Source organism: Luteolibacter pohnpeiensis, from assembly GCF_016595435.1.
Classification (GTDB): domain Bacteria; phylum Verrucomicrobiota; class Verrucomicrobiia; order Verrucomicrobiales; family Akkermansiaceae; genus Luteolibacter; species Luteolibacter pohnpeiensis.
In genome coordinates this window covers 1-2,403 of the sequence record NZ_JAENIJ010000090.1, presented here as the reverse complement: position 1 = coordinate 2,403, position 2,403 = coordinate 1, and the positions used below count along the sequence as shown (strand labels likewise).

At 55.6% G+C, this 2,403-nt stretch carries 4 protein-coding genes; 3 read left to right on the top strand and 1 reads right to left on the bottom strand.

All coding sequences use genetic code 11. From position 1 onward, the window contains the following. Together JIN85_RS20115 and JIN85_RS20110 are read left to right on the top strand one after the other, a co-directional pair. Nucleotides 1-387 (top strand): hypothetical protein (locus tag JIN85_RS20115; protein ID WP_200274220.1); only part of this gene is annotated, 387 nt, incomplete at its 5' end. 7 nt (nt 388-394) lie between these two features. Next, nucleotides 395-1,312 carry a hypothetical protein gene (locus tag JIN85_RS20110; protein WP_200274218.1) on the top strand — a complete coding sequence of 306 codons (918 nt, stop codon included), beginning with the start codon at nt 395-397 and terminating at the stop codon, nt 1,310-1,312. A gap of 24 nt (nt 1,313-1,336) precedes the next feature. Here JIN85_RS20110 and JIN85_RS20105 read toward each other — a convergent pair whose 3' ends face one another. After that, nucleotides 1,337-1,606 carry a hypothetical protein gene (locus JIN85_RS20105; protein ID WP_200274216.1) on the bottom strand — a complete coding sequence of 90 codons (270 nt, stop codon included), beginning with the start codon at nt 1,604-1,606 and terminating at the stop codon, nt 1,337-1,339. A 168-nt stretch (nt 1,607-1,774) separates the two neighbouring features. On the opposite strand from JIN85_RS20105, the gene JIN85_RS20100 reads away from it, so the two are divergent. Beyond that, nucleotides 1,775-2,403 (top strand): phage portal protein family protein (locus JIN85_RS20100; RefSeq protein ID WP_200274214.1); only part of this gene is annotated, 629 nt, incomplete at its 3' end.

Here is a 2,403-nt window from a genome sequence, read left to right as displayed (position 1 = left end):
CCTAACAACTACATCGACACCCGCGCCGTGATGGCAGCGGCAGCCGATGATACGCCGGACCTGCAATTCCCCGGCATGACCGAGGCGCAGTCATCTGCTGCGTATGGACTGATTCCGTTCTCCCATTTCTTCAACGCCGAATCGGTGCTTGGGGTAAGCCCTGCCGATCTGAATTTCGTCGATTACCGCTCAGAGGCAGGCCTGCCAACCGGAGGCAATCCGAACGACTACTACCTCCGAATTGGAGGCGGCACGGTTGGCAACCTCATCGTCAATCTCGGCGGTGAATGGGGTGAATACTCCTACGATTCGACCCACCCGCAAACAGCCGGCCTGGTCCCGATCGCCAACGCCGTCGTTGAATTTCTTAAATCCCGAAACTGGTAAATTTCTTATGTCTACAGCCCTACAAATCACCCTTCCCGGAGCTCAATTTCCTGACAACTTCCCACGAATCTATCCCGATCCGCTCATGTCGGAAGGGTCGCTCTTGTTGATCGACCCTGTCGCCAGCGGACTGGAAGGCGTGCCCACTGATGGCACGATCCTCGACAATATCGCCTGGAAGACGGCAAGCAATGTGGTTGGCGGCGATGAATTGAGCCTCGCGCCTACCTGGAAAACCGCTGGCCAACTGTCCGGTGTCGAATCAACCAGACACAAGATTGAACGAACTACCAAAGGCGGCATTCACGGGATTGTGAGTCAGGAAAACCCGGTCACGGTTTCGAATGGTTATTTTGGTTTAGAGTTTCCGAATGCGATCAAGGATTACATTCACGCGAACCTGCCAGGGCATGAGTTTTACGTTTCGATGACGCGGCGACTCACGCGGGCACCCGGGACGACCGGCGGCAATCCGGCTCGGGACGTGGGCAATCTGGTTCTCATGGGTGGAACAACTCAGACAGCGGCATTTATTTTCCGCCAAGGTTGGGCCGATGAAATCAGCAGTATTTTCATTCAGCCGGGCACGCGGAAATTCTCCATGCTGCCAGAAGGTTCCTCGCTTGATGCGCTGGTTCCGTGTCAGGCAGCGGCGTCGTTTGCTGAATGGCGGGGAACCAAGCCAAGCGTGCCGAGTTATTACCGGCTTGCGTGGGGTCTTCACGGCCCATGGTCGTCGTCTTATGCAGCGGGAGGACTCGCAAGCTGGGTGCTCTACCGGGTTTACATCGAAGACCTGACCGTGTCGGGTCGAACCGTCGAAGAAGTCAGCGCCTTGAACATCGCGAAGTTCAACAAGGACTTCGGAGAGGGTGGACGCTTCGCGGATGACACGTTTAGCGATCCGCTGATTGTGAAACCTTAGGGCCGGGAAGTCTGCTAACGAACCTTACTGCTCGTTGCTTTCTGCGGTTTTTTCCATCTGGATTTTAGCTTTCCCAACCTCGGAGAGACTGAATTTGCCGCTGAGAACCAAGTGATCTTTTTCGGCATTGTAGAGATAAACCGTATTTTGTTCGTTATCGGTAATCTGGAAAATGGTAGCCAGCCCACCCGCGAGCGCGATGGGTTGGACATCATATCTTGGAGCCTTGTTTTCGTTGCACCCAGTGAGAAGAAAACCAAGGGCTGTGGCGAGTAGGAGGGTTGCTTGCTTCATGTTATCGAATAGTGTCGGGATGGATTTGAATTCCGTGTGGTTGTCGCAGACTGAGAACAAGTTAGAAAGGTGTTTTTTGTTATCGGCTAAGTGAAGATAACAAATAGTCTCGGTATCGGGACCACTGGCGGCCGTTGAGGGTGCGCTGCAAAAGCGCAAGGTGGCGGCATGAATGAAATCCGGCCTGTTGGCACTGCTCTTCCGCCTCGTCGTGACTCGTTGGTTCAGGCGGCAGACGTATCGCCGGGCGGCATCGATGTCGTTCAGGCGAAGAATCGGCTCGATGTGCTGACTTCACCTTATCAAGTCCCGCGGTCACAGGACCGGATGCTGGAATACTTTGAGCGGGATCAGGTGCCCGCGCACGTGCGGATGACTCTGGCCTCGGCTCTCAATGGTGACCTGGTGCATCAGCAGCTGCTATTCATCGCCATGGTCGACACCTGGCCGAAGCTGCAGAAGAACATCAACGAGATCGCCCGGCTGGTATCGATCGCGCCGTGGAAGGTGCATGCGTTTTCTCGCCGTGGTGAAAAGCCGACAGCGGGAGCGGAGAAGCTGGCAAAGGAAGTCGAGAACCTGATGTGGACGATGAAGCCGGATGTCACCCGGCGCGAAAACGGTTTCGAAGGCACCATCAAGGCGCTGGCGATGGGTTACTACTTCGGGCACTCGGTGTCGGAGATTCGCTGGCAGCGGCAAAAGGATGGCACTTTGAAACCCCGGGCAACCAAGCCACTGATGGCGCGCTATTTCGGCTATCCGAGCGGTTGGGCGACGGACTCAGATCAGGAAGA